Below are 24,476 nucleotides of genomic sequence, written 5' to 3'. Positions count from 1 at the left end.
TGATTATTCAGGCCACACATAATGGATGCAGGCATATTGCACAGATGTTAAGGCTTCCGCAGCTATTGAATGTGACTATTTGGCGACAGTTGCAAGCAGAAACCCGCCGAGCGTTTGATACGCACCGGGCCGCAGGCAAGTGTTCGTAGGAATGAGCAAATTGACATGAGACAGAACCAACTGCTTCAAGGGCTGGAAGAACTCCGCACACAACGCCGTAAGCTGCGTGGCCTGATGTGGAGCGTTGCCCTGTTTTCGGTGTTCGTGAATTTGCTGATGCTGACGGCTCCGATCTATATGCTGCAGCTTTATGATCGCGTGCTTGGCAGCCGGTCCGAGGCGACACTGATCGCGTTGACCCTGCTGATGGGTTTTCTGTTCCTGATGATGGGCATTCTTGACTATGCACGCGCACGTATTCTGGCGCGGGCTGGGGCGCAATTTCAGGCGTCACTGGACCAGCGCGTATTTTCGGCCGTCATGCGCCAGACCGGTGGGGACGGCGGCACAACTGCTGGGCTGAAAGATCTGGAAGCGGTGCAAAAGCTGTTGTCCAGCCCGGTTATTACGGCGGCTTTTGACATTCCGTGGACCCCGGTATTCCTGTTCGCCATCAGCGTCTTTCACCCTTGGCTGGGAATTTTGGCTGTTGTGGGGGGTGCCTTGTTGATCGCAATCACGGTTCTGAACCAGTTGTTCACCAGAGGCCCCTTGACCAAAGCCACCATTGCCACCCACCACGCCGACCAAATGGCCGAACAGATGCGCGTGGAATCCGAGATGGTGCGCGCCCTTGGCATGTCCAGCGGGGCCTATAAGCGCTGGCATAAATCACGCGAAGTTTCGTTGTTTGAGAACCTGCGCGCCTCGGATCGCCTGGGCCAGTTCTCGGCCATGTCGAAGACATTCCGCCAGTTTCTGCAATCCGCAATGCTGGGCCTTGGGGCCTATCTGGCCTTGAAGGGCGAGATCTCGCCGGGGGCCATGATCGCGGGGTCTATCCTGTTGGGCCGTGCTCTTGCCCCGGTCGATGCCGCGGTGAACCAGTGGCAAACGGTGCAGCGCGCCCGGTCTGGCTGGCAGTCTCTGGCCGAGCTGTTGGCCGAAACACCGCCCGAACAGGAACGCACCACATTGCCGCGCCCGGATGCGAAACTGCGCATCGACAAGCTGACGGTTATTCCGCGCGGCGCAAACCGCGCAGTTCTGCGACAGGTCAGTTTTGACATGAACCCCGGCGAGGCTTTGGGGGTCATCGGACCATCTGGCGCGGGAAAATCGACGCTTGCGCGCGTGTTGACGGGCGTTGTCGCGCCCGATGGTGGCACTGTGCGATTGGGTGGCGCATCATTGGACAACTACTCGCCCGAAGCATTGGGTCGCTACATTGGCTACCTGCCGCAGCGCGTACAGATGTTTGAAGGCACCGTTGCCGAAAACATCGCGGGACTGGATCTGAAACCGGATGCCGCCGCTGTCGTTGCCGCCGCCCAGATGGCCGGAGCACACGAGCTGATCCTGTCACTTCCTGAAGGCTACGACACACAACTGACACCCGGAGGCGCGACCCTTTCCGGTGGCCAGATGCAACGTGTCGGATTGGCCCGCGCAATCTATGGCGATCCAGTCATCCTGGTGCTGGACGAGCCGAACTCGAACCTCGACAACGAAGGCACGCAGGCTCTGAACACCGCCATTCGCGCCGTGAAAGCGCGCGGCGGGGCCGTGATGATCATGGCGCACCGCCCGGCCGCCATCAAGGAATGCGAGATTTTGTTGATCCTTGATGATGGCGTCGCCCGCGGCTTTGGCCCGCGTGACGATGTGCTGAAAGCGCATGTACAGAACGCCCAACAGATCCAGTCCTCGCAAACCAATGGGGGGGCACAATGATGCAAGATAACTCGATCCAGAACGCCCCGAGCTTCTCGGCCCGCCGCCCGCTGATCCTTGGCTTCATCGCCTTGTTGATTCTTGTTGGTGGCTTCGGCACATGGTCCGTTACCAGCAAGCTGGCAGGCGCGGTGATCGCCGAAGGTCAGGTGCAAATCGAACAGAACCGCAAGGTGGTGCAACATCTGGATGGTGGGGTCGTCACAGAGATCCTGATTGACGAAGGTGACACGGTACAGGCCGGCGAAGTGTTGATCCGTCTGGATGCGGGACAGTTGGCCTCGCAATTAACGATCATCGAAGGTCAGTATTTCGAGCTTCTGGCCCGTCAGGCCCGCTTCGAGGCTGAACGCGATGGCTCTGATACATTGGTATTCAGCGACGAGCTGATCCAAGCTGCCGCTCTCAATCCCGAGGTCGACAGCCTGATGCAAGGCCAGTTGCGCCTGTTCAACTCGCGCCTCGACGGGATGTCGACGCAGCTTGAGCAGCTCGACAAACGCAAGACACAGATTTCGCGCCAGTTAGATGGGCTGGCGGCACAAACCACCGCGTTACGCGAACAGCTGGATTTGATCCGCGAAGAGCTTACAAACCAGCAATCCCTTTTGGACAAGGGACTGTCGCAAGCGTCCCGCGTACTGGCCTTGAAGCGCGAAGAAGCGGCCATTCTGGGGCGTCTGGGGGAACTCTCCGCTGCCAGTGCCGAGGCAGAACTGCGCATCACCGAGACCGAACTGCAAAGCATCGCGCTGCAAACAGACCTGCGCGAGCGCGCCATCACCGAGCTTCGCGATTCCCGCGCCACCACGCGTGATCTGTCTGAACAGCGGCGGAACACCAAAGAACGGCTCGAGCGATTAGAGATCCGTGCGCCCGTCTCCGGTGTAATCCACGGATTGCAGATCTTTGCTGAACGCGCGGTGATCCAGCCCGCCCAGCCCGTTCTGTATGTGGTCCCGCAAGACCGCGACTTGGTGATCATGTCGCGGGTCGAGCCCATTCATATCGACCAAATCTTTGTCGGGCAGACCGTGTACCTGCAGTTCCCCGCCTTCAACAGTCGCGAAACCCCGGACTTGCAGGGCCACGTCACGCGTATGTCGGCAGATTCCTTCGTGGACGATGTGACCGGACAACCTTTCTATCTGGCGGAAATCCAGATGGACGAAGGTGAAATCGCGCGTCTGCCCGAAGGGGCCGTGCTGATCCCAGGCATGCCCGTCTCGGCCTTCATCCGCACAACAGATCGCAGCCCGATCCTGTATCTGGTCGAACCGCTCTGGGACTATTTCAAGAAAGCATTCCGCGAATCCTGATCCGTGCGACGGGGAAAACCACGCAGGCGTCGGTTTCCCCCTTTCCCTGATCCCAGACGCGGGCTAGCGTCCAGAAAAGGCCTGATCTTCAGGCCTGCCAATTGAAAGGATCGCCCGATGAGCGCTTTTGAAACCCGCCTTGCTGAACTGGGCGTCACCCTGCCCGACGCCCCTGCCCCTGCGGCCAACTATGTACCCTACGTTCAGGTCGGAGACCTCGTGCATGTCTCGGGTCAGATCTCGATGAAAGATGGTGCATTCCTGACTGGAAAGCTGGGCGACGTCATGACTGCCGAAGAAGGCGCCAAGGCCGCCCGCAGCTGCGCCATTGCTCTGTTGGCACAGGTGAAAGCCGCCTGTGGTGGCGATCTGGACCGCCTTCAGCGTGTGGTGAAACTGGTGGGCTTCGTGAACTCGACCAGCGACTTCGGCGACCAGCCGAAAGTGATCAACGGCGCGTCTGACTTCATGGTCGAAGCCTTGGGCGATGCAGGTCGTCACGCGCGTTCCGCTGTGTCCGCCGCCAGCCTGCCCTTTGGCGTGGCCGTGGAAATCGAAGGCATTTTCCAGATCAAATGACCCGCAGACCCGTCCCGCTGCCACAAAGCTTCATTGACCGACCCATCGCACATCGTGCCTTGCACGATAAAGCAGCGGGCCGCCCGGAAAACTCGCGCGCGGCCATTCGTGCTGCCGTGGATGCGGGCTATGGAATCGAGATTGACCTGCAAATGTCGAAAGACGGGCAGGCCATGGTCTTTCACGACTATGACCTGTCCCGCCTGACCGGCGACACCGGCCCGGTGCGCGGCCGCAATGCGGTCGAGCTGGCCGGAATCGGTCTGACCGGTGGGGACGAGGGCATTCCAAGCTTCGCCGAGATCTTGGACATCGTTGCGGGCCGTGTGCCCCTTCTGGTCGAACTAAAAGACCAGCACGGTGCCATGGGCCCGCATGACGGAGTGATGGAGAAAGCCACGGCCGAGGCGCTGGAGGGATATGCGGGCGACGTCGCCGTCATGTCCTTCAACCCCCATTCGGTTGAGGAATTCGGCAAGCACAACGCCACCCTGCCCCTTGGCCTGACGACCGAGGCCTACAAAGATGAGGACACCGCGCTTTTGCCCGCCGCCACGCGCGCGCGCCTGCGCGACATTCCCGACTACGACCGGGTAGGCGCAAGCTTCATCAGCCATGATGTGCGGGATTTGGACAACCCGGCGGTCACACAACTGAAAGACCGTGGTGTGCCGGTTCTGTGCTGGACCGTTCGCTCGCCCGAGGTCGAAGCCGAGGCGCGCAAGATTGCAGCCAACGTGACGTTCGAAGGCTATCTGGCTTGACCCACCTGCCCCTCTGCCCCTCAATAGGACCGTGAGCGAAACTCAAGTCGACATCCGTACCCACCAGTCCCTCGACGCCATCCGCGCCGAGGATTGGGATGCCTGCGCCTGCCCTGAACGGGCCGACGGCGGACGGGCCTTGGACCCATTCACGACACACGCGTTTTTGTCGGCGTTGGAAGCCTCTGGGTCTGTCGGGGAAGGCACAGGCTGGCACCCACAGCATCTGACGGTGCACGCGGGTGAACAGATCATCGCCGTGATGCCGCTTTATGTGAAAACTCACAGTCAGGGCGAGTATGTGTTCGATCATGGCTGGGCCGACGCCTATGAACGTGCGGGGGGGCGGTATTACCCAAAGCTGCAATCCGCCGTTCCGTTCTCGCCCGTCACCGGGCGCAGATTCCCAACCCGGCCCGGACATACGCAGATCGGACAGGCTGCGCTGGTGCAGGGCATGATCCAGATTGCGACAGACAACCAGATCAGCTCGGCCCATGTGACCTTCTGCACTGGGGACGAGGCCGAGGCGGGTAAAGCCATGGGCCTGCTGGCACGCGAAGGGCTGCAGTATCATTGGCAGAATGACAGCTACCCGAATTTTGATGCGTTTCTAGGCGAGCTCAGTTCGCGCAAGCGCAAGCAGATCCGCAAGGAACGCCGCATTGCCCAAGCGTTCGGCGGCGAGATACTGACCCTTACCGGTGACCAGATCCAACCGCAGCATTGGGACGCGTTCTGGCATTTCTATCAGGACACCGGCGCGCGCAAATGGGGCCGCCCCTATCTGACACGCGCTTTCTTTGATCAGCTTCATGACACGATGGCAGACGACCTGCTTCTTGTGCTGGCCGAACGTGATGGCCGCCCCGTCGCCGGTGCGCTGAACGTGATCGGCCGCGATACGCTGTTCGGGCGCTACTGGGGCTGTGTCGAGGACCACCCCTATCTACATTTCGAACTGTGTTATTATCGGGCCATCGACTTTGCCATTCTCCACGGATTGGACCGTGTTGAAGCAGGTGCGCAGGGCGAACACAAATTGGCACGGGGCTATCTGCCCGTGACCACCCATTCGCTGCATTGGATCAACGACCGCGGCTTTCGCGAGGCCGTCGATCAGTTTCTTCAGTCAGAACGCAAGGCCGTGGCGCAGGATATCGACATCCTGACCTCATACGGCCCGTTCAAATCTGTGGACGTGTCGGAACACGATTGACGGGCTTAGCCTTGAATAGCTTCAAGCATCGCTTCGCCAGCCGAAATGCCGCACATGCCCGGATTGTCCTCGATATGCAGGATCTTCACCACACCATCCACCACATAGGCGCCGTAGCGCTTCGACCGGTTGATCAAACCCACATGCGGCGCGGTGAAATCCATGCCAACAGCTTTGGTGAACTCAGACAGCGCATCTGACAGAAACAGAAGCCCGGCGTCTGCGGCGCCCGTTGCATCTGCCCAGGCACTCATGACGAACGGATCGTTGGCGGCGATGCAAATCACGTCGTCCACCCCGGCCTGATCCAATGCTGGCTTTGTGCGGATATAGCTGGGCACATGGGCCGTCGTACAGGTGCCCGAAAAGGCGCTGGGCACAGCAAAGATTACAACTTTGCGCCCGGCCAGCAGGGGCGACAGACTGATCGTTTCTGGGTCTTCCGCACCCATTCGCAATAGATTTGCATCGGGTAACTTGTCACCAACACTCAGAGTCATTCGCGCATTCCTTACTTTTGATTCGGCAATTTGAGATTTGACTTCTTTTGCCACCATGTCATCCAACATTCTTGTGTAGTGACAGAACGCCAATCGTTGCCAAAGCAACCATTTCCGGCCTATCGTCCTCGAACAGAAACGCGGAGAAGAACATGAGCCATATCGTCGTCATCGGAGCCGGACAGGCCGGAGCATCTCTGGTTGCCAAGCTGCGCAACTCGGGCTTTGACGGGGACGTTACCTTGATCGGGGCAGAAAGCGCACCGCCCTATCAGCGTCCGCCTCTGTCCAAAGCTTATCTTCTGGGCGACATGGAGCTTGAGCGGCTCTATTTGCGGCCCGAAAACTTCTATGCCGACCAGAACATCACTCTGCGGCTGGACACCCGCGTTGACGCAATTGATGCAGCGGCAAAAGAGGTGGTGATCGGGGATGAGCGCATCGCTTATGACCAACTTGCCATCACCACCGGATCCACGCCGCGTTACCTGCCCGCCGCGATTGGTGGCGATCTTGACGGCGTACATGTGGTGCGCACTTTAGCCGATGTGGATGGCATGGCACCCGAATTCGCCGAGGGCCGCAGTGTCTTGATTATTGGCGGCGGCTATATCGGGCTGGAGGCCGCAGCGGTGGCTGCCAAGAAGGGCTTGAAGGTCACGCTGGTCGAAATGGCCGACCGTATTCTGCAACGGGTCGCCGCGCCCGAGACCTCGGACTATTTCCGCGCGCTGCATGCCTCGCACGGCGTCGACATCCGCGAGGGCGTCGGGCTGAACCGCCTGACCGGTGAGGGGCGCGTGACGGGTGCAACCTTGTCGGACGGCACCGAACTCGACATTGATTTTGCGATTGTCGGCGTGGGCATTGCCCCCGACAGCGCGCTGGCGGAAAGCGCGGGTCTTACGTTGGAGAACGGCATCAAGACCGACGCGCAGGGCCGCACCTCGGACCCGTCGATCTGGGCAGCGGGCGATTGCGCATCCTTCCCCTATCGTGGTGAACGCATCCGACTGGAAAGTGTCCCAAACGCCATTGATCAGGCCGAAATCGTCGCCCGCAACATGCAGGGCGAGGGCGTCGAGTACATCGCGAAACCGTGGTTTTGGTCGGATCAGTATGACGTGAAGCTGCAGATTGCGGGCCTGAATACGGGCTATGACAACATCGTCACCCGTCCCGGCGACAAAGAGGGCAGCGTCAGCTTCTGGTATTATCAGGGCGACACGTTGCTGGCCGTCGACGCGATGAACGATCCCCGCGGTTATATGGTCGGTAAGCGGCTGGTGGAAGCGGGCAAGTCGCCTGACAAAGCCGCCGTGGCGGACCCCAGCACCGAGCTGAAGTCTCTGCTGGCATGAGGATTATCGCAGGCCGTTTCCGCGGGCTGGCCTTGGCCAGTGTTGGCAAAGGGGATGCGGGTGCGCATCTGCGCCCCACCACCGACCGCGTGCGTGAAAGTCTGTTTTCCATGCTCACAGGCGGGCGCTTTGGCGACCCTATAGAAGACGCGCGTGTGCTGGACCTGTTTGCAGGCACCGGCGCGTTGGGGCTTGAGGCCCTGTCGCGCGGCGCATCCCATGTCACCTTGGTTGATGACGGGCGAAAGGCGCTGTCGCTGATCCGCGAGAACATCCAGAAATGTCGTTGCGCGGATGAGGCAACGATCCTGAAACGCGACGCCACCCGTCTGCCCGAAGGCACACCCCATGACCTGATCTTTCTGGACCCGCCCTATGGCAAGGGGTTGGGGGAAAAAGCGCTGGCGGCGGCCATCAAATCCGGCTGGGTCGCGGACGATGCGCTGATCGTGTGGGAGGACAACGTGCCAGTGATCCCGCCTGCCGGCGTCACCCAACTAGACAGCCGCCGCTATGGCGACACGGTGATCACGATCTGTGAGTATTCAGAAACGTAAAAGGCGCCGGGTATGATGCCCAGCGCCTTCGATTGTTTTTCAGAGTGAGTTACTGAGCGCGTGTCACGGACACGGCCGCACGGGCGTCACGGACCATCGCTTCGCCATCCAGACCTTTGGCGGTCATGTCGGCGATCCACTCGGCAATCACCTCGTCGCCCAGCGTACGGATCTTCGCGGTTTCCTCTTCCGACAGCTCTGCCAGCGCGTTACCACTTGCGGCCATCTTCTCGCGGCCGACTACGTCGCCCGTGTCGTGTGCATGTCCGGCCCAACCCGAGGCATGGAAGCCCGAGTTCGCGTCAATCACCGCCTTCAGATCATCGGGCAGACCGTCATAGACGTTCTTGTTCATCGCCCAGATGAAATAGAGGTTATACAGCGACTTTTCGCCCGCGACATCGGTGTGGCTGTCGGTCAACTCGTCCAGTTTCAGGGACGGCGACATCTCCCACGTGATCACGCCGCCATCGACAACGCCTTTTGACAGCGCTTCGGGGAAGGCCGGGACGGGCATGCCGATGGGCGTCGCGCCCAGTTTGTCCAAAAGACGAGTTGCGGTGCGCGACGGGCCGCGCAGTTTCAGACCCTTAAAATCGGCAACCGTAGCAATCGGGCCGCCTTTCTTGTGGACGATCCCGCGCCCGTGCATGTGGGCGGCAATGACTTTGACGTCGGCAAAATCATCCATCAGGTATTTCTGGGTGTAGACCCAAGCGGCATTCGAGGCCTCTTCACCCGATTTCGTCACCATGAAGGGAAGCTCCATCGCTTCCGCTTCCGGGAAGCGACCCGGCTGGTACCCGGGGATCACCCAACCACCATCAATCGCGCCATCGCGGATCAGGTCATATTGGCTGGTCGCTTTACCACCCAGCTGCATCGCCGGGTAAAGCTCGACTTTGATACGCCCGCCCGAGTCCTTCTCGATCTTCTCGGCCCACGGGGCCATGAAGTAGGTCGGGTTCGCAGACAAGGGCGACACGAAGTGCTGGAAACGCAGGGTAACTTCCTGCGCAGCGGCGGTGCTGGCGGCAACAGCAAGTGCGGCGGCAGCAGTCAGGGTTGAGAAGGTGGATTTCAGGGTGAAAGTGCGGAAGCTGGTCATTGGCCCCTCCGTATTTCTTGTCATCAGCCGCGCATGTTTGTCGCGGAAGCCCAAGCACCTTTTGCGTCCGGGCAGTTAGAACGTAGGAACTGAATGCTGCGGGTGCAAACGGAAAAAGGCACCTTTTCTGACCTAAAGAACATCAGGCCGAATGTGCTGCGGATTCAAAAGAAGATTTTGGTGACTAGGGGGAAACTTAAAAAAGTTTCCCCTAAGTAAACTTTGCGATTAACCCCAAGTCGGGTGGAACTTTCCTGCCGGCGACAACGTAAAGATCTCGCACCCATCCGCGGTCACACCAACCGAGTGTTCGAACTGCGCCGACAGAGATTTGTCGCGCGTGATCGCCGTCCAGTCATCGGACAGGATCTTAGTTTCCGGACGGCCCAGATTGATCATCGGCTCGATGGTGAAGAACATGCCTTCTTCCAGCACAGCACCCGTTCCCGGACGGCCATAGTGCAGCACGTTGGGAGGCGAGTGGAACACGCGCCCCAACCCGTGGCCACAGAAGTCACGTACGACCGACATGCGCTGTGCCTCGGCGTATTTCTGGATGGCGTGACCAATGTCTCCGAACGTGTTGCCCGGTTTGACGGCGGCGATGCCCTCCATCAGCGCGTCATGGGTCACTTGGATCAGACGATCCGCGAAAGATTTAATCTTGCCGACTTTGTACATGCGGCTGGTGTCGCCATACCATCCGTCCACGATCACGGTGACGTCGATGTTCAGGATGTCGCCCTCGACCAACTCGTCGTGTTTACGGCCGGTCTTGTCATTCTTCATCTTCGGCGTTTTCGAGCCGGGAATGCCGTGACAGACCACATGGTTCAGCGAGATACACGACGCGTGCTTATAGCCCTTATAGCCGATCGTGGCCGACACGGCCCCGGCCTCGTCCACCATCGCTTCGATCGCGGCGTCCAGTTCGGCAGTGGTCACGCCCGGGGCGATCATCGGGGCCACACGGTCCAGAATCTCGGCCGCCAGCTTGCCTGCTGCATGCATTCCAGCGAAATCCGCCGGGTCATAAAGGCGAATGCCTTCCTTGGTTACGCGCATCTTGTCGTCCATGGTGGTTTCCTTCTTCTGCCCCCTAAATAGGGCCTTCAGACCAAAGACGCCAGAGGGGCCGCGACGTCCACCCCTTTCGGAGAAATCCGCGTACCCAGAACGATCACTTCGACCCCTGCTGCACGGGCCGCATCGAAGGCCTGCCCATAGGTGGGATCAATATCGCGCGCCAGATCGAACCGGTCGCAATCCGTACGCTGCACCAGATAAAGCATCACGGCCCGGTGGCCTTCGCCGACCATATTCGCCAGCTCTCCCAGATGCTTGGTGCCACGGGCGGTCACGCTGTCGGGAAACTCGGCCAGACCGGGTTGGCGCGACAGGGTGACGGACTTCACCTCGACATAGGTCCGGCCACTGCCTTCCAAGCTGCCTTCCAGCAGGAAATCAATGCGGCTTTTCTCGCCGTATTTCACCTCGGCCCGGACGGAGTGATAGTCGCCCAGTCCCGGCACGATCCGTGCTTCAAGCGCGGCCTTCAGCGCGCGATTGGGCACAGAGGTATCCACGCCGGTAAAATGCCCGTCCGCATGCTCGACCAACCGCCAGCCGAATTTCAGCTTTTTCTTGGGGTCATCGTTGGGTTCCAGCCAGATTTTTGACCCCGGCTCGGCCAGCCCCATCATGGAACCGGGATTGGCGCAGTGGGCCGTCACTTCGCGACCATCTGTCAGCAGGCAGTCGGCAAGAAAGCGTTTATAACGACGGACAAGCGTGGCGGGCACAAGAGGGCTGGGAAATTCCATATCCCGGGCCTATACCGGAAGTAGGAAAGGAACAAGCGATGCCCAACCCTTCAGCCGCAATGCTGGTGATCGGAGATGAGATTCTGTCGGGCCGGACGCGGGATGCGAATATGCATCACCTTGCAGGCCGCCTGACCGAACACGGTATTGATCTGAAAGAGGTGCGTGTGGTGTCCGACGACGCTGACGCCATCGTGGCCGCCGTGAAAGCCCTTTCCGCTGGGTATGACCATGTCTTTACCTCGGGCGGGATCGGTCCGACGCATGATGACATCACCGCCGACTGCATCGCCCGCGCCTTTGACGACCATATCGACATTCGCGACGACGCCCGTGATCTGCTGGCCGCGCATTACGCCGCCTCGGGTCGCGAGTTCAATGCCGCCCGGCAACGCATGGCGCGCATCCCCGACCGGGCTACGCTGATCGACAATCCAGTCTCGATCGCACCTGGTTTCACACTGGAAAACGTGCATGTAATGGCCGGGGTTCCGTCCGTCTTCACAGCCATGGTTGAAAGCGTTCTGCCCGGCTTGACCGGCGGCGCACCATTGCTGTCACGCACCGTAAGGATCAACCGAGGCGAGGGCGATATTGCCGGACCTTTGGGGCTGTTGACCCAAGAGTATGATAGACTCAGTTTTGGGTCCTACCCCTTCATCGAAAACGGTGCCTACGGCGCCAATATCGTTATTCGCGGCACGGATGTGGCCCAGTTAGATCTGGCCAGCCGTGCGCTTCAAGACCTGTTCAAGGAGGCCACATGACAACGCCCCATCTTCCCACCGCCGAACAACTGATCGAGGTCTGCGAAGCCACTTGGCCCCCCGCCGCCACACACCGCGTCGGCGCATGGGTGGTGCGCGACGGAGCGGGCGGCGGCAAGCGCGTGTCGGCTGCGACCGAAAACTGGCCGACCACCGAAGCCGATTTGCCGGTCGCCGAGAAGGCAATGCGCGACGCGGGAATGGATCCGTTGTTCCAGATCCGCGCCGGTGACGAGCATCTTGACGAGATGCTGGAAAAGCACGGCTATGACATCATTGATCCGGTGAACATCTGGGTCATTCCCGTGGCCGAACTGACCCGCGAGCCATTGCCGCCCGTGTCGGCCTTCGCGATCTGGCCCATGCTGTCGATCATGACCGAGCTTTGGGAAGAAGGCGGCATCAACGAACACCGCCGCGCTGTGATGGATCGGGCAGACTGTCCCAAGACCGCCCTTCTGGCACGTACCGATGACACGCCAGCCGGCGTTGGCTTCGTCGGCATGCATGACGGGATCGCCATGGCACACGCCCTGCACGTTGATACCAAGCTGCGCCGAATGGGCACTGGGCAAAACCTGCTGAAACAGGCCGCAAAATGGGCGCAGGAACAGGGCGCCGAGTTCCTGTCCCTGATCGTGACCCAAGGCAACCACGCCGCCAATCCGTTGTATGCAAATCTTGGCATGCATCTGGTTGGGCACTACCATTACCGTGTGAAACGCTAAGAAGGACACAGCATGTCGCAAAAATCGAGCCCCGTAACCGCTCTTGATCTGCCGATGGTCGATCCGCTGCCTGAGGACATCCAGAAGTACTTCGACATCTGCGATGACAAGTTGGGGCTCATCCCGAATGTGCTGCAAGCCTATGCCTTTGATATGGCCAAGCTGCGCCCGTTCATGGACATGTATAACGAAGTGATGTTGGACGACAGCGGTCTATCCAAGCTGGAACGCGAGATGATCGCGGTGGTCGTAAGCTCGATCAATCGCTGCTGGTATTGTCAGGTTGCCCATGGCGCCGCCGTTCGGCAATTGTCGGGCAATCCGCAACTGGGCGAGGCGATGGTGATGAACTGGCGCATGGCCGATCTGGACGCACGCCAGACAGCGATGCTGGCATTCTCTGAGAAGATCACCAAAGCGTCCTCCGAAACTTCGGAAGCTGACCGTCAGGCTCTGCGCGATGTTGGTTTCTCGGACCGGGACATCTGGGATATTGCCGCAACTGTCGGGTTCTTTTCGATGTCCAACCGCATGGCATCCGCCGTGGGTATGAAGCCAAACGACGAATATCACGCCCAAAACCGATGATCCTACCCCGCCGCCTGTTTGCCCTTGCTTGTTTGGTCGCCACGCTTCCCGTTGAAGCAAGCGCATTGGACCTGCCTGCAGGAGCCCTACTACAGGCCAAAGTCTCGGAAAATGGACAGGCCGAAATCGCCACAAGCCGCTTTGATGGTGGGGCGGTTCCGGCCATTACCGCCTCGGGCCATGTAAGCAGGCAGGCATGGCGATCCCCCGGTCAGGCGGGGCAGAGCTATCAGATCCTGACATCCTTGCGCGACCAATTGCGCGAGGACGGTTATCAGTTTCTGTATCAGTGTCAGGCGGTGTCCTGTGGCGGCTTCGATTTCCGGTTTCAGATCGGGCATTTTCAATCCCCAGACATGTTTGTCGACCTCGGGGACTATCACTTTCTAAGCGCCCGCAAGGACGAAACCTTTGCGCAAGTTCTGGTCAGTCAAAGTGCGCAAGATGCGTTCTTTGAACTGACATTCGTCACGCCGTCACAAGAAGGTGCGCCACTTCTGACGACCACAAAGGCCGCCCCGATTTCCGCTCCGCAGCCAAGCGACCCACTGGACATCCAACTTAGGACCATTGGACACGTGGTTCTGCAAGGCCTGACATTCACAACCGGTTCCGCAGATCTTGCCGAAGGCGAAGTGCCCGCGTTGTCTGAACTGGCCGCCTTTCTGGCTAAAGATCCCAAGCGGCGGATCGTTCTGGTTGGACATACGGACGCCGAAGGCAGTCTGGAAGGGAATGTAGCCCTGTCCCGCAAACGCGCCGTTTCTGTGATGGACCGCCTGGTCAACCGCTATGGGGTTGATGCGGGCCAGTTATCTGCCGAAGGCGTGGGCTATCTTTCCCCATTGGCTGGAAACGCCACGGCCGAGGGTCGGGAAATGAACAGGCGTGTAGAAGCCGTGTTGCTGAACACCGACTAGGTGCGCCAAAAAAAAGCGGCGGGCCAAACCCGCCGCAAATGCTCGTCGCTTTTTACTGCTCTGACCTTACCAGGCGTCTGGCCCTTTGTTCGCAAAGGCTTGCACCAGAAAATCAATAAACGCGCGCACTTTCGGCTGCGTAAAACGGCCAGGAGGATACACCGCATAGATCCCCTGAATATCAGCAGGCAGATCCGGAATAGCCTCTTCGACCAAGCCCTGTTCCAGCGCATCTGCGTATAGGAAGCTGGGCAGATAAGCGATGCCTAGACCAGAGATCGCGGCGTTCAGAAGCGACTGCCCGTCGTTCACGCTGAGCCATCCCGCTGTGCGGATCTGCCGAAGTTCGCCCGATGGGGCGGGGATCTTCCAAACATTGCCCGAGCTTTGTCTGGAGTAGTGCAAAAGCTTGTGGTTGTTCAGATCATCAATGCGCTTTGGCCGACCATATCGTTCGAAATAGTCGGGACTGCCAACCATGCGACGCGTGGTATCGGCGATCTTGCGTGCGCGAAGCGAACTGTCTTCCAGCTCGCCGACGCGGATGGCCATATCAAACCCTTCCGAGATCAACTCGACATAACGGTTCGCCAATTCCATGGTCACGTTGACCTCAGGAAAATCTTTCAGGAATTCGCCCAGCACCGGGCTAAGATGGTTCACGCCGAAATCTGTCGCCACTGATATGCGCAGCAGCCCTGCCGGGGCCGATTGCATTGACGTTACCAGCGCATCCGCTTCGCCTGCATCATTCAGCACACGACGTGCGCGATCATAGTAAGCAAGACCGATCTCGGTCGGGCTGACACGCCGCGTTGTCCTGTTCAGAAGCCGCGCCCCCAAGCGGGCCTCAAGACTTGAAACATGTTTCGATACAGCTGACTTCGAAATCCCCATCTTTTTGGCGGCGTCCGTGAATCCCCCTTGATCCACAACTGTCGCGAAAGCCTCCATTTCGGTTAATCGATCCATCACACACTCTCTAAAAAAATCCGCAGCAATCTTGGTATCGCGGCCAATTAGGGCAAGACTGTGAAGTCCTGCCGACATTAAGGGGGTAATTCGGTTTATGTTGACGATCTGGAAACGAGACAATTTGACAGATCTCAACCCCCTCACAACCTCAAGCTGCAACGGGTCCAAGCCCTATGGGCAAGACCTGCAAAACCTCAACTAAAGAACATCCAATCGAACGGGCGTTTACTCTAACGTAAGGTAAACACAACCTCGGCGATTGTTATCCAAAGCGGCAGACTGATCGCTGACAGCAGCGTAGTTTGTGCAATCAATGTGGCAACAAGCCGGCGTTCGGCACCAAATGCCGACGCCAGAACATGTGCGGCGGACGCCGTGGGCAGGGCTGCAAACACAACAAGGACCGAAGCGATTCCCGGCGAGAGCCCCAACGCCACCCCGCAGGCCAACGCGAATGCGGGCAGCGCCACAAGCTTGATGGCGGCAATTGCTGCGCTAAACCGGTCCAATCGCGCCAAGGCCCTCCAATCCATCGTGGCGCCAATAGACAGCAGAGCAATCGGAATGGCGGCTTTCGCCAGTAGCTCAAGCGGCGCCATGATCGGCTGCGGGATTTGGATCTTCAGGAGACCCACACACAGGCCAGACAAACTGGCCAGCAGGAATGGGTTCAGCGCGATCTTGGTCAGGGTCTGCTTAAGCCCGAATGCTCCACCACGCGACAGGGCGCTTACTGCGAAAAGGTTGGCGACCGGGACACCCATCCCGACAGCAACCGCCATTTCGCCAAGACCACCATTTTGCAGAAGGGCCACTGCAACCAGACCCAATGCCGTGTTAAAGCGCCAAGTAACCTGCCATGCCCCGGCAAAATCCAGAAAGCGCTCTGGCCCAAGTGGGCGCGTCAGCCAGCCCAGACCCAATCCTATACCCAGAATGGCCCAGACCACGGGCGCCATGGTCACAACTTGTGAAATCTCAATCGGACGGCTGGCAGCGGCCACGAACAGAAGGGCGGGGAACAGGATCTCGAAATTCAGGCGATCCAACCCCTGCCATGCATTGTCAGACAGGCGCCCACGGACCAGACCGCCCAGCCCAATCAGAAGGAAGCTGGGCAGAAGTCCCAAAAAGATCGACAGGAATAGCATCGGGCCCCCTTTAAGGCCCCAGCTAGATCAGAGCGAGGCCGCCAAGCGCGATCCTTGGTCAATCGCGCGTTTGGCGTCAAGCTCGGCCGCGACATCTGCCCCGCCAATGATATGCGCAGAGATCCCTTTTTCGGCCAGCTGATCAAAAACAGTGCGTTCCGGCACCTGCCCGGCACAAAGGATGATGTTGTCAGCCTCGATCACGCGCGGGTTTTCGCGCGCTTCGCCCGAGCTGACCATCAGCCCCGCATCCGAGATGCTTTCGTAGTTCACACCACCCTGCATTTCGACACCCTTCATCTTCAAGGTTGCGCGATGAATCCAGCCAGTCGTCTTGCCCAACCCCTTGCCCAACGCCTTGGCCTTCCGCTGCAGAAGCGTCACAGCACGGGCAGGTGCTTCGGGTTGAGGGCCATCCGGCGACAGTCCGCCACGCACGTCCCCGGGATCAGCCACACCCCATTCGGCAAGCCATTCTTCCAGGTTCTCGGTCGGGCTGTCGCCAGCTTGCGTCAGGAACTCGGCGACATCAAACCCGATGCCTCCTGCGCCAATGATGGCAACTTTGTCACCAACGGGCGCGCTGTGGCGCAGCACGTCGATATAGGACAGGACATTCGCACCGTCCTGCCCGTCAATCTGCGGATCACGCGGGACGACACCGGTGGCGATCACCACCTCGTCGAAACCGATCAGGTCGTCGGCCTGAACCTCGCGTCCCAATTGCAGGTCAATGTCCGAGGCGCGCACCATGCGGTCATACCAGTCGACCAACCCGATGAATTCTTCCTTGCCGGGGATCTTCTTGGCCATGTTCAACTGGCCGCCCACCTGATCTGCGCGGTCAAACAGGGTCACCTGGTGGCCACGCTCGTCCGCGACCAGCGCAGTCGCCAGCCCAGCGGGCCCAGCGCCCACGATGGCGATGGATTTCGGCGTGTCGGTCAGATCATAGCTCAGTTCGGTCTCGTAACACGCGCGCGGATTCACCAGACAGGTCGAGATTTTACCACCAAAGGTATGATCCAGACAGGCTTGGTTGCAGGCAATACAGGGCGCGATTTCACCGGCACGATCCTCGACGGCTTTGATCACAAAATCCGGGTCCGCCAAGAACGGACGCGCCATCGACACCATGTCGGCAGCGCCTCTTGCCAGAACCTCTTCCCCGACATCCGGCGTGTTGATCCGGTTCGAGGTGATCACCGGGATCGAGACCTGCCCCATCAGCTTCTTCGTGACCCATGTGAACGCCGCACGCGGGACCGAGGTCGCAATGGTCGGGATACGCGCCTCGTGCCAGCCGATGCCGGTGTTGATGATCGTGGCGCCCGCAGCTTCAATTTCTTTGGCCAGTTGGATCACCTCGTCAAAGGTCGAGCCATTCGGGACAAGATCGATCATCGACAGGCGATAGATAATGATGAATTCAGAACCAACGGAAGCGCGCACGGCCTTCACGACCTCAACGGCCAAGCGCATACGGTTTTCATAGGACCCGCCCCAGCGGTCTTCGCGCTTGTTGGTGTGGGTTACAAGGAACTGGTTCAGGAAATAGCCTTCCGAGCCCATGACCTCGACCCCATCGTACCCAGCTTGTTTGGCGCGAGCAGCGGCGGTGGCGAAATCGTCGATCTGTTTCTGGATACCGTCCTCGTCCAGCTCTTTCGGCGGGAAGGGCGAGATCGGGGATTTTACCGGGCTGGCCGATACGCAGTTCGGCCCATAGGCATAGCGCCCCGCGTGCAGAATCTGCATGGCAATTTTGCCGCCTTCCGCATGCACCCGATCCGTAACCGTTTTGTGGTTGGCAATGTCTTGGTCGCTGAACAGCCCTGCCGCGCCCGGGAATACGCCGCCTTCTTCGTTCGGAGACATACCGCCCGTCACGATCAGTGCCGCCCCACCGCGGGCACGCGCCGCATAGAACTCGGCCACGCGGTTCCAATCACCGCGCTCTTCCAGTCCGGTGTGCATCGACCCCATCAGGACGCGATTTTTCAGCGTGGTGAAACCAAGATCGAGCGGGGCAAGAAGATGTGGGTAGCGGGTCATAGCGGTCCTCGGGCTGCCTATTTCCCGAAAGTATTGACGTTCACGTAAAGCGCTGTCACCTGAAACGCTGCGTAATCTAGAGCGTTCGATCTTTTAATACGGCCATTACCTGACACGAATGTCCCGAGAATCCCGAAGGTATGGCCGGATATTCGTGTCTTGGACTTAAGATCGAACGCTTATGCGTCGATCAGGGCCGCCAGCATGCCGATCTGTTCCGAGGAAAACACCTGCACCCCGGCTTGCGTCAGCGCCGCCGTCACAACACCCATACCGGCGCGCCGAACGCCGTCATGGTGGCCGCTATAGATCACATCGGTGCCGCAGGAGGGGCTGGCCTCGGTCAGTAGGGCATACTTGCATCCGTGCTCTTGCGCCGTGGCCACCGCGATCTTGGCGCCCTGCAAGAAAGCATCCGTCACGTCGCCACCATGCAGATCCAGAATACGCCCCTGCCCCGATAGGACCGATGTGCCATCATGGCCCGGCGCAATTTCAGCAGGCAGGCGTGGAACGGGCAAGCCACCCAGAAGTTCCGGACAGATCGGATGCAGCCAGCCCTTGTTGGCCCAACGGTTTAACCGATCATCATCAAGCGTCTTCGCCGCCCCGTCATAACGTACTTTCTGCCCCAGCAGGCACGCACTGACGAGGATCGCGGTCATGCGTCATCACCCGCCTGACAATGCCGACGGAATGCCCGCTTCAGCATGTCGAGTTCCGAGCGCAGAAGATCCATCTCGGCCCGAATGTCCGCTTGAAGCGGTTCACCAGTGACAATCACGAAACTGTCCAGCGTCTGGCCGGTCGATTTGTCCTGAATGACGAAGGTCTGAACACCATCGCCCAGCAGCTCGGCCGGGATCGGGACTCGCACGCTGAACTGACCGGATTGGTCCGCCAGCGCAGCCACCTCGACCCCCGGGACCGCTTGCGCCTGATGCATCACCTCAAGCTCGGGCGCGACGTCGACGGGCGCGGTCAGGACACCTTCCCAGATGCCGGCGTGAATGCGGGCTTTCTCAAGTGACATGTCAGCCATGATAGCTCCTTATCAACAGATGCCCTTAGATTTCGGCACGGGGATAACGGTACAGCGTCAGATCGCGCAGCGTTGTCTGGTTCATTTCAGGATCGCCAAACACCAGATCCACCCACATCTTCTGAACCCGCTTTTCGTTCATATTGGAGTAGGCGAGGTCAAATTCGAACGTGGCTTCCCCATTTCCAAGGGTTTTGTTCTCGGACAATTGTTCGTGGTTCGGACCGTGCTGGATATTCAGACGCGCCAACACGCCGATTGGGCGTTCCACTTGCGACGTCACCGACAAACGCACGATGTGGTTGCGATGCAATCCCTCGGTTGCTGAGTCGGGAAGCTCGATCGCCAAGGACAGGAACGATCCCTCGAAGCCAAACGCCTCGAGCGACACTCCGAACGGAGCAAGGTCAGACTCGCGCGTGTTGCGCACTTGCCGGATAGATACCTCGGACAGTGGGCAATCGTGAAACAGCTTCACCTCGCCTCCGAACGACGTCGCGTTTTGTGCGGATGCCACGCCCGTTGGCTCAAGCGGGCCGCGCCAGGCTTGAGGACGGTGGGCCCAGTCGGAATGAAGCGGTTTTTGAAACGTATTTGATCCCAGAAGCGGCAACGCCAGGCGGCTGTCAGCGGTAAACAGCACCTCATCCAGCTGCTGTCGCAACTGACGGGCGCGCACCCGTGACTGTCGCAATGTGGGCTTATCCACATTGCCCGCGTCCCGCGCAAAACGCGTCCAACGGCGCAAGGCTCTGCGGTCCGTCAAGCGATCCGAAAGCGAGGTAATCCAGCTTTGCATTTCAGTGGTTTGCCCGTTCAAGTGGTGATCAGGTGTTAGGATGGCTGCACTTAATCAGATATTCTTTAGTTTCGCAATTTGCGAAATATGCCCCCAAGGCCGCCGCCATTATTGCCGCTGGCGGGGTTGACGCCCTTGATCGCGGTTATGAATTTATCCAACTGTGTCAGACTATTGCGCGGATCTATGGGGTGCTTTGTGAAACCAGTCACACTGGCCACGACCAGTTTGTCGCCAATAGACAAAAATGCGCGCCATGTCGTGTCGGACAATGACGCCGGGCGATTATCCGAACTGTCGCGCGTCAACACCTTCACGACACCAGACGCAATCTTCAGGTCCAGCACCGTCACGGTGCTAGCGTCGCCTGACCGACTAAGCGCCGCACGTCCGGCGGCACTTTCCAAAAAGGCCCGCGCTTGTTCCATCAACGCCTCGGGATCCTCGGCCGAGGACACGACAGCCGTCGGCAGGGCTGATACACTGGCCACAAGGAAGGCAGGTGTCTTCGGACTGGGGTCTGCCACGTTTCGGGTCAGCGCCGCACAAGCCCCAAAGGGAACGAACGCCCCCGATGCCTGATCGCGCAGCGAACTGACATCCACGCAATACCCCTTGGGTGCGGCAACCGTCACGGCCCCGGACATGACCGTCCGCCGCTGCACCAAACTGCCTGAAGCCGACGGAGCTTGCTTCGAAAACAAGGGGCTGTTGCGCACATCATCGGATTTGGTTCCGCCGAAACATCCTGCAAGCGCCAGCGTCAGGATCGCCCCAGCGGCCCAGCGCATTTGCCGACTAACAATGTTGCTTTTCCCTATACTCATCACCTGAACACCCAACTCTGCACATGCCCAGCAAACCGCTTGGCAAATCCATTACGCTCTTCTGATCGGATAACAAGCCAGAGGGGCACGGCGCAAGTCAGGGAAAACCGGATTGTCCTTTGCGATGATCCACGACACAGTTGCTGCGAATGCCCAGTTCATGTGTACAGGAGCCGTCACCGTGACACCCGCCCCCCAGTCTTACTTCTGGTCCCCTGCGCAGCCCTATTGCCAATTTTGGCGATCGGTTCTTGGCTTTGTCCTGATCCATGTGGTCTTTTTCGCTGCCACTTTCGGGATCTTCATGGGCGGAGGATGGCTGATCGGGAAGCACCCTGCCGACATACTCGACGGCGGCACGGCCACACATGCTGGCATCTTCTTTCTGACCTTCCTCGGGTATCATCTGGGTCTGTGGCTGGTGGTGCGGTTTTTACACAAGCGCAGCTACTCAACCCTGTTCGGCGCTCAGAGACATGTCCTCTGGCGCCAGTTTCGCATTGGCATCCTGATCGCCCTTGGAGTCAGCCTTGCCGCAAGCCTGCTGCAAATGTTCGAACCCCTGCTCGTTGCCCCGCAAGATCAAACTCAGCTTGAACAAAATTTGCCAACACGCGAGTGGCTGCTGATCCTTGGCCCGGCCCTGATCCTGATTTTCATCCAGATCTTCGCCGAGGAACTGGTCTTTCGCGGCTATATGCTCCAGCAACTCCGCGCCCGGTTCCAGTCCATTTGGATCTGGGCCATCCTGCCCTCGGTCGCGTTTGGCTTGCTGCACGCAGATCCCGCCACTTGGGGCATCAACGCAATATTCTATGTCCTCCACACAAGCGTCGTGGGCATCGTTCTCAGCTTTGTCACCCTGCGCACAGGCAACATCGGCGCCGCTGCCGGGCTGCACTTTGGCAACAACATGTCGATGGTGTTGGTCGGGAATGCGGGAAGTTTGGATGGTTTTTCCCTTTTCGTGGCCGAGGCCGATCTGATGGGATGGACCACGACGGCCTCGATGGTTCTGCAAACCACTTTGGTTCTGGTCGCGTTTGTGCTTTGGTGGAACCTCACGCAGCGGAAGCCGCCAATTGCAAATGCCGCCAAGGCAGACTAACTAAGGCCAAACGCAACAAGGAAGTCTGGCGATGAACTGGATCTCAAACTACGTCCGCCCCCGCATCAACTCGCTTTTCTCGCGCCGCGAGGTGCCCGAGAATCTGTGGACCAAATGTGGTGAATGCGGAACCATGCTGTTCCACCGCGAATGTGCCGAGAACCAGAACGTCTGTACCAACTGCGATCACCATATGGCAATCACGCCGCGCGACCGCTTTAGCGCGATGTTTGACGGCGGCATCTTTACCGAAGTTGATGTCCCTGCCCCCATCGACGATCCCCTGCAGTTCAAAGATCAGAAGAAATACCCCGAGCGTATGAAATCGGCCCGCAAAGGCACCGGCGAACGTGAAGCCATGCTGGTCGCTGAAGGCGAAATTGGGCGCACGCCCATCGTTGCTGCGGCTCAGGACTTCAGCTTCATGGGCGGCTCGATGGGCATGTATGTGGGCAACGCAATCATCGCGGCTGCCGAACGCGCTGTCGTTCTGAAACGCCCGCTGGTGCTGTTCTCGGCAGCAGGCGGTGCACGGATGCAGGAAGGCATTCTATCGCTGATGCAAATGCCGCGCACTACGGTTGCCGTGCAGATGCTGAAAGAAGCAAACCTACCCTATATCGTCGTGCTGACCCACCCGACCACGGGCGGCGTGACCGCGTCTTATGCGATGCTTGGTGACGTGCATATCGCCGAGCCCAACGCTCTGATCTGCTTTGCTGGCCCCCGCGTCATCGAACAGACCATCCGCGAAAAGCTGCCCGAGGGCTTCCAACGTGCCGAATACCTTCTGGACCACGGCATGCTGGACCGCGTGACGCACCGCAAGGACATGAAAGACGAGCTGGTGACAATCATCCGCATGTTGACCGGCCAGCCGCCTGCGGTGAAAGGCGATCTGCCGAAACCCGAGCCTGAGGTCGAAGCCGAAGCGCCGGCCGAAGCTGCACCGTCAGCAGCGGAAGATGCCTCTGACGAGGCTGCGAAGGCCGGCAAAGCGTGAGCGCCAAAGGCTCGGACGTCATCCTTGACCGGATGATGTCGCTGCACCCGAAAATCATCGACTTGACGCTGGATCGTGTTTGGCGGCTGCTGAAAGCCGTCGACAATCCGCAGAACAAGCTGCCTGCTGTGATCCATCTGGCCGGGACCAACGGCAAGGGTTCAACCCAAGCGATGATCCGCGCAGGGCTTGAGGGCGCTGGCAAAGGCGTTCACGCCTATACCTCGCCGCATCTGGCGCGCTTCCACGAACGCATCCGTCTGGCCGGAGAGCTGATCAGCGAAGACGCCCTGACCGAGGTTCTGGACCGTTGCTATGCCGCCAATGGCGGCGAGAACATCACCTATTTCGAGATCACAACGGTCGCCGCCTTGATGGCCTTTGCCGAAACGCCTGCTGATTTCACTTTGCTGGAAACCGGGCTGGGCGGACGGCTGGACGCGACCAACGTGGTCGAGAAACCCGCGCTGACTGTGATCACTCCGATCTCGATCGACCACACACAGTTTCTGGGCGAAACCCTGCCCGAGATTGCTGGCGAGAAAGCCGGCATTCTGAAACGTGGCGTACCGTGCGTGGTTGGCCCGCAGAAAGACGACGCGCTCGACGTGATCGAGGCGCGTGCCGCCAAACTGGGCTGCCCTCTGTACGTGCATGGCCAACACTGGCATTTCTGGGAAGAGCGCGGACGTCTGATTTTCCAGGACGAGAACGGACTTCTGGATCTGCCCCTGCCCGCCCTGATCGGCCCGCACCAGATCGAAAACGCGGGCGCCGCGATTGCCGCGCTGCGCGTGTTGGGCTTTGATGAAGCCGCCTGCGAAGCCGCGATGCGCGACGTCACGTGGCCTGCACGGATGCAACGCTTGCGCAACGGCCCCCTGATCGACGCTGCTGGCACAGCCGAGCTTTGGCTGGACGGCGGTCACAACCCAGCGGCGGGCGAGATGCTGGCCACCGTTCTGGCCGACCTACCCAAACGCCCGACCCATCTGATCTGCGGCATGCTGAATACCAAGGATATCGCAGGCTATCTACGCCCCTTAGCGGGCGTGGCCGACAGCCTGACGGCCGTGTCGATCCCAGACGAACCGAACACCCTGCCCGCAGACACCACGGCGGACGAGGCCGCAAAGGTCGGGATGACCTCGGCGACGGCAGCCTCGGTCGAGGCCGCGATCACCGCCATCATTCAGGCCGAACCGCAAGCGCGCATCCTGATTTGCGGGTCATTGTATCTTGCAGGCGCGATCTTGCGCGAAAACGGTTGAGAAACTGCATTCAGCGGACGTGATCACAAAATTAATTTTGCACGTCCGCGCCGAACCGCATCAAGAACACGAGTCAAACCCCGGAAAAGAATCACTTTTTTGCCCGATTCGCGAATCGG

General features: G+C 59.4%; 25 protein-coding genes. 14 read left to right on the top strand and 11 right to left on the bottom strand.

The features are described 5' to 3' along the window. Positions 1 to 165: 165 nt before the first annotated feature. The 5 genes from ALP8811_RS00345 to ALP8811_RS00325 all read left to right on the top strand — a co-directional run bounded on the left by ALP8811_RS00345 (position 166) and on the right by ALP8811_RS00325 (position 5,774). Positions 166 to 1,893, top strand: a complete 1,728-nt coding sequence (locus ALP8811_RS00345; protein ID WP_108855224.1) for a type I secretion system permease/ATPase — start codon at positions 166 to 168, stop codon at positions 1,891 to 1,893. Next, a complete protein-coding gene (locus ALP8811_RS00340; protein ID WP_245924471.1) occupies positions 1,890 to 3,212 on the top strand; it encodes an HlyD family type I secretion periplasmic adaptor subunit in 1,323 nt (440 codons plus the stop codon). Before ALP8811_RS00345 ends, ALP8811_RS00340 begins: the two co-directional genes overlap by 4 nt. A 117-nt stretch (positions 3,213 to 3,329) precedes the next feature. Beyond that, on the top strand, positions 3,330 to 3,791 hold the full coding sequence (locus tag ALP8811_RS00335; protein WP_108855223.1) for a RidA family protein: 462 nt from the start codon (positions 3,330 to 3,332) through the stop codon (positions 3,789 to 3,791). Then, positions 3,788 to 4,555, top strand: a complete 768-nt coding sequence (locus ALP8811_RS00330; RefSeq protein ID WP_108855222.1) for a glycerophosphodiester phosphodiesterase family protein — start codon at positions 3,788 to 3,790, stop codon at positions 4,553 to 4,555. The genes ALP8811_RS00335 and ALP8811_RS00330 overlap by 4 nt, the downstream gene beginning before the upstream one ends. A gap of 31 nt (positions 4,556 to 4,586) precedes the next feature. Beyond that, positions 4,587 to 5,774: a GNAT family N-acetyltransferase gene (locus tag ALP8811_RS00325; protein WP_108855221.1), complete on the top strand. Its 1,188-nt coding sequence runs from the start codon at positions 4,587 to 4,589 to the stop codon at positions 5,772 to 5,774. Positions 5,775 to 5,779: 5 nt separating this feature from the next. Here the strand turns inward: ALP8811_RS00325 and ALP8811_RS00320 are convergent, their stop codons facing one another. Next, complete coding sequence (locus ALP8811_RS00320; RefSeq protein WP_108855220.1) at positions 5,780 to 6,274, bottom strand: peroxiredoxin; 495 nt, start codon at positions 6,272 to 6,274, stop codon at positions 5,780 to 5,782. A 152-nt stretch (positions 6,275 to 6,426) separates the two neighbouring features. On the opposite strand from ALP8811_RS00320, the gene ALP8811_RS00315 reads away from it, so the two are divergent. Together ALP8811_RS00315 and rsmD are read left to right on the top strand one after the other, a co-directional pair. After that, positions 6,427 to 7,635, top strand: a complete 1,209-nt coding sequence (locus ALP8811_RS00315) for an NAD(P)/FAD-dependent oxidoreductase (RefSeq protein WP_108855219.1) — start codon at positions 6,427 to 6,429, stop codon at positions 7,633 to 7,635. Next, positions 7,632 to 8,192: a 16S rRNA (guanine(966)-N(2))-methyltransferase RsmD gene (gene rsmD, locus ALP8811_RS00310; protein ID WP_108855218.1), complete on the top strand. Its 561-nt coding sequence runs from the start codon at positions 7,632 to 7,634 to the stop codon at positions 8,190 to 8,192. The genes ALP8811_RS00315 and rsmD overlap by 4 nt, the downstream gene beginning before the upstream one ends. Positions 8,193 to 8,241: 49 nt before the next feature. Here the strand turns inward: rsmD and ALP8811_RS00305 are convergent, their stop codons facing one another. From ALP8811_RS00305 to sfsA, 3 genes are all read right to left on the bottom strand, one after another. Next, entirely contained in the window at positions 8,242 to 9,300 is a 1,059-nt protein-coding gene (locus ALP8811_RS00305; RefSeq protein ID WP_108855217.1) for a TRAP transporter substrate-binding protein, read from the bottom strand. 228 nt (positions 9,301 to 9,528) lie between these two features. Then, positions 9,529 to 10,377, bottom strand: coding sequence for a type I methionyl aminopeptidase (gene map / locus ALP8811_RS00300; protein WP_108855216.1), 849 nt, complete (start codon positions 10,375 to 10,377; stop codon positions 9,529 to 9,531). 35 nt (positions 10,378 to 10,412) lie between these two features. Then, entirely contained in the window at positions 10,413 to 11,123 is a 711-nt protein-coding gene (gene sfsA, locus ALP8811_RS00295; RefSeq protein ID WP_108855215.1) for a DNA/RNA nuclease SfsA, read from the bottom strand. A 38-nt stretch (positions 11,124 to 11,161) separates the two neighbouring features. Here sfsA and ALP8811_RS00290 point away from each other — a divergent pair, with 38 nt between their 5' ends. The 4 genes from ALP8811_RS00290 to ALP8811_RS00275 are packed head-to-tail and all read left to right on the top strand — an operon-like array spanning position 11,162 to position 14,126. Continuing rightward, positions 11,162 to 11,890, top strand: coding sequence for a competence/damage-inducible protein A (locus tag ALP8811_RS00290; RefSeq protein WP_108855214.1), 729 nt, complete (start codon positions 11,162 to 11,164; stop codon positions 11,888 to 11,890). After that, entirely contained in the window at positions 11,887 to 12,618 is a 732-nt protein-coding gene (locus tag ALP8811_RS00285; RefSeq protein ID WP_108855213.1) for a GNAT family N-acetyltransferase, read from the top strand. The genes ALP8811_RS00290 and ALP8811_RS00285 overlap by 4 nt, the downstream gene beginning before the upstream one ends. A 12-nt stretch (positions 12,619 to 12,630) precedes the next feature. Next, positions 12,631 to 13,206: a peroxidase-related enzyme gene (locus ALP8811_RS00280; protein WP_108855212.1), complete on the top strand. Its 576-nt coding sequence runs from the start codon at positions 12,631 to 12,633 to the stop codon at positions 13,204 to 13,206. After that, positions 13,203 to 14,126 (top strand): OmpA family protein, encoded by a 924-nt coding sequence (locus ALP8811_RS00275; protein ID WP_108855211.1) that lies wholly within the window; start codon positions 13,203 to 13,205, stop codon positions 14,124 to 14,126. The genes ALP8811_RS00280 and ALP8811_RS00275 overlap by 4 nt, the downstream gene beginning before the upstream one ends. Before the next feature lie 66 nt (positions 14,127 to 14,192). On the opposite strand, the gene ALP8811_RS00270 is transcribed toward ALP8811_RS00275, so the two are convergent. The 7 genes from ALP8811_RS00270 to ALP8811_RS00240 form a co-directional block, all read right to left on the bottom strand. After that, positions 14,193 to 15,098 carry a LysR family transcriptional regulator gene (locus tag ALP8811_RS00270; RefSeq protein ID WP_108855210.1) on the bottom strand — a complete coding sequence of 302 codons (906 nt, stop codon included), beginning with the start codon at positions 15,096 to 15,098 and terminating at the stop codon, positions 14,193 to 14,195. Positions 15,099 to 15,331: 233 nt separating this feature from the next. Then, complete coding sequence (locus ALP8811_RS00265) at positions 15,332 to 16,252, bottom strand: AEC family transporter (RefSeq protein WP_108855209.1); 921 nt, start codon at positions 16,250 to 16,252, stop codon at positions 15,332 to 15,334. Between the two features lie 27 nt (positions 16,253 to 16,279). After that, positions 16,280 to 18,307, bottom strand: coding sequence for an NADPH-dependent 2,4-dienoyl-CoA reductase (locus ALP8811_RS00260; protein WP_108855208.1), 2,028 nt, complete (start codon positions 18,305 to 18,307; stop codon positions 16,280 to 16,282). 179 nt (positions 18,308 to 18,486) lie between these two features. Beyond that, a complete protein-coding gene (locus tag ALP8811_RS00255) occupies positions 18,487 to 18,972 on the bottom strand; it encodes a 2-thiouracil desulfurase family protein (protein ID WP_108855207.1) in 486 nt (161 codons plus the stop codon). After that, positions 18,969 to 19,349 carry a hypothetical protein gene (locus ALP8811_RS00250; RefSeq protein ID WP_108855206.1) on the bottom strand — a complete coding sequence of 127 codons (381 nt, stop codon included), beginning with the start codon at positions 19,347 to 19,349 and terminating at the stop codon, positions 18,969 to 18,971. The genes ALP8811_RS00255 and ALP8811_RS00250 overlap by 4 nt, the downstream gene beginning before the upstream one ends. A gap of 25 nt (positions 19,350 to 19,374) precedes the next feature. Next, a complete protein-coding gene (locus ALP8811_RS00245) occupies positions 19,375 to 20,169 on the bottom strand; it encodes a DUF6478 family protein (protein ID WP_245924469.1) in 795 nt (264 codons plus the stop codon). Positions 20,170 to 20,213: 44 nt separating this feature from the next. Continuing rightward, positions 20,214 to 20,939, bottom strand: coding sequence for a hypothetical protein (locus tag ALP8811_RS00240; RefSeq protein ID WP_108855205.1), 726 nt, complete (start codon positions 20,937 to 20,939; stop codon positions 20,214 to 20,216). A gap of 160 nt (positions 20,940 to 21,099) precedes the next feature. Between ALP8811_RS00240 and ALP8811_RS00235 the strand changes: the two genes are divergently transcribed. From ALP8811_RS00235 to ALP8811_RS00225, 3 genes are read left to right on the top strand one after another with little or no spacing between them, the layout of a single operon-like run. After that, positions 21,100 to 22,083 (top strand): CPBP family intramembrane glutamic endopeptidase, encoded by a 984-nt coding sequence (locus ALP8811_RS00235; RefSeq protein ID WP_146183968.1) that lies wholly within the window; start codon positions 21,100 to 21,102, stop codon positions 22,081 to 22,083. A 31-nt stretch (positions 22,084 to 22,114) separates the two neighbouring features. After that, entirely contained in the window at positions 22,115 to 23,086 is a 972-nt protein-coding gene (gene accD / locus ALP8811_RS00230; RefSeq protein ID WP_108855203.1) for an acetyl-CoA carboxylase, carboxyltransferase subunit beta, read from the top strand. Between the two features lie 32 nt (positions 23,087 to 23,118). Next, entirely contained in the window at positions 23,119 to 24,357 is a 1,239-nt protein-coding gene (locus ALP8811_RS00225; protein WP_108857353.1) for a bifunctional folylpolyglutamate synthase/dihydrofolate synthase, read from the top strand. Positions 24,358 to 24,476 lie beyond the last annotated feature (119 nt).

This window comes from Aliiroseovarius pelagivivens (genome assembly GCF_900302485.1).
GTDB lineage: Bacteria > Pseudomonadota > Alphaproteobacteria > Rhodobacterales > Rhodobacteraceae > Aliiroseovarius > Aliiroseovarius pelagivivens.
The sequence above is the reverse complement of the archived record's forward strand: the minus strand, read 5'-3'. Positions and strand labels throughout refer to the sequence as shown.

What these genes read in the sequence shown, in the direction of transcription:
- ALP8811_RS00305 (WP_108855217.1), bottom strand. Translation starts at nt 9,300, where the DNA reads ATGACCAGCTTCCGCACTTTCACCCTGAAATCCACCTTCTCAACCCTG.
- ALP8811_RS00255 (WP_108855207.1), bottom strand. Translation starts at nt 18,972, where the DNA reads ATGACCGCGATCCTCGTCAGTGCGTGCCTGCTGGGGCAGAAAGTACGT.
- ALP8811_RS00265 (WP_108855209.1), bottom strand. Translation starts at nt 16,252, where the DNA reads ATGCTATTCCTGTCGATCTTTTTGGGACTTCTGCCCAGCTTCCTTCTG.
- map (WP_108855216.1), bottom strand. Translation starts at nt 10,377, where the DNA reads ATGGACGACAAGATGCGCGTAACCAAGGAAGGCATTCGCCTTTATGAC.
- ALP8811_RS00270 (WP_108855210.1), bottom strand. Translation starts at nt 15,098, where the DNA reads ATGGATCGATTAACCGAAATGGAGGCTTTCGCGACAGTTGTGGATCAA.
- ALP8811_RS00335 (WP_108855223.1), top strand. Translation starts at nt 3,330, where the DNA reads ATGAGCGCTTTTGAAACCCGCCTTGCTGAACTGGGCGTCACCCTGCCC.
- ALP8811_RS00250 (WP_108855206.1), bottom strand. Translation starts at nt 19,349, where the DNA reads ATGGCTGACATGTCACTTGAGAAAGCCCGCATTCACGCCGGCATCTGG.
- ALP8811_RS00290 (WP_108855214.1), top strand. Translation starts at nt 11,162, where the DNA reads ATGCCCAACCCTTCAGCCGCAATGCTGGTGATCGGAGATGAGATTCTG.
- ALP8811_RS00280 (WP_108855212.1), top strand. Translation starts at nt 12,631, where the DNA reads ATGTCGCAAAAATCGAGCCCCGTAACCGCTCTTGATCTGCCGATGGTC.
- ALP8811_RS00330 (WP_108855222.1), top strand. Translation starts at nt 3,788, where the DNA reads ATGACCCGCAGACCCGTCCCGCTGCCACAAAGCTTCATTGACCGACCC.
- accD (WP_108855203.1), top strand. Translation starts at nt 22,115, where the DNA reads ATGAACTGGATCTCAAACTACGTCCGCCCCCGCATCAACTCGCTTTTC.
- ALP8811_RS00315 (WP_108855219.1), top strand. Translation starts at nt 6,427, where the DNA reads ATGAGCCATATCGTCGTCATCGGAGCCGGACAGGCCGGAGCATCTCTG.
- rsmD (WP_108855218.1), top strand. Translation starts at nt 7,632, where the DNA reads ATGAGGATTATCGCAGGCCGTTTCCGCGGGCTGGCCTTGGCCAGTGTT.
- ALP8811_RS00240 (WP_108855205.1), bottom strand. Translation starts at nt 20,939, where the DNA reads ATGCGCTGGGCCGCTGGGGCGATCCTGACGCTGGCGCTTGCAGGATGT.
- ALP8811_RS00260 (WP_108855208.1), bottom strand. Translation starts at nt 18,307, where the DNA reads ATGACCCGCTACCCACATCTTCTTGCCCCGCTCGATCTTGGTTTCACC.
- ALP8811_RS00340 (WP_245924471.1), top strand. Translation starts at nt 1,890, where the DNA reads ATGATGCAAGATAACTCGATCCAGAACGCCCCGAGCTTCTCGGCCCGC.
- ALP8811_RS00345 (WP_108855224.1), top strand. Translation starts at nt 166, where the DNA reads ATGAGACAGAACCAACTGCTTCAAGGGCTGGAAGAACTCCGCACACAA.
- sfsA (WP_108855215.1), bottom strand. Translation starts at nt 11,123, where the DNA reads ATGGAATTTCCCAGCCCTCTTGTGCCCGCCACGCTTGTCCGTCGTTAT.
- ALP8811_RS00225 (WP_108857353.1), top strand. Translation starts at nt 23,119, where the DNA reads ATGATGTCGCTGCACCCGAAAATCATCGACTTGACGCTGGATCGTGTT.
- ALP8811_RS00320 (WP_108855220.1), bottom strand. Translation starts at nt 6,274, where the DNA reads ATGACTCTGAGTGTTGGTGACAAGTTACCCGATGCAAATCTATTGCGA.
- ALP8811_RS00275 (WP_108855211.1), top strand. Translation starts at nt 13,203, where the DNA reads ATGATCCTACCCCGCCGCCTGTTTGCCCTTGCTTGTTTGGTCGCCACG.
- ALP8811_RS00285 (WP_108855213.1), top strand. Translation starts at nt 11,887, where the DNA reads ATGACAACGCCCCATCTTCCCACCGCCGAACAACTGATCGAGGTCTGC.
- ALP8811_RS00235 (WP_146183968.1), top strand. Translation starts at nt 21,100, where the DNA reads ATGATCCACGACACAGTTGCTGCGAATGCCCAGTTCATGTGTACAGGA.